We start from the raw sequence: 249 nt of genomic DNA, 5'->3' as shown, positions 1-249 counted from the left end.
GAGGCCTTCGAGTGATCACGTATCTGGTGGACACCTCGGCTCTGTGGCACCTGTTCCGCACCCCAGGTGCGTTGCGTCCCTGGGAGGGGCATATTGCCGCCGGGGTGTTCCACCTTTGCGAGCCGACACGTGCCGAGTTTCTCTACTCGGCAACCAGCCCGTCCCATCGGGATGACCTCGCAGAGGAACTGGATGCGCTCTGCTTGCTCTCTCCGGTTCCGAAGAACGCCTGGCGTTGGGTCGACACCG

At 63.5% G+C, this 249-nt stretch carries 1 protein-coding gene; it reads left to right on the top strand.

The window, feature by feature from the left end; translation table 11 throughout:
- Positions 1 to 11 precede the first annotated feature (11 nt).
- The coding region (locus RB628_RS43080; RefSeq protein WP_318325858.1) for a PIN domain-containing protein at positions 12 to 249 on the top strand (238 nt) is incomplete at its 3' end.

The sequence above is a fragment of the Streptomyces sp. ADMS genome (assembly GCF_033441795.1).
Taxonomy (GTDB): domain Bacteria; phylum Actinomycetota; class Actinomycetes; order Streptomycetales; family Streptomycetaceae; genus Streptomyces.
Note: the sequence above shows the minus strand (reverse complement) of the source record. Positions and strands in the feature narration are given on the sequence as shown.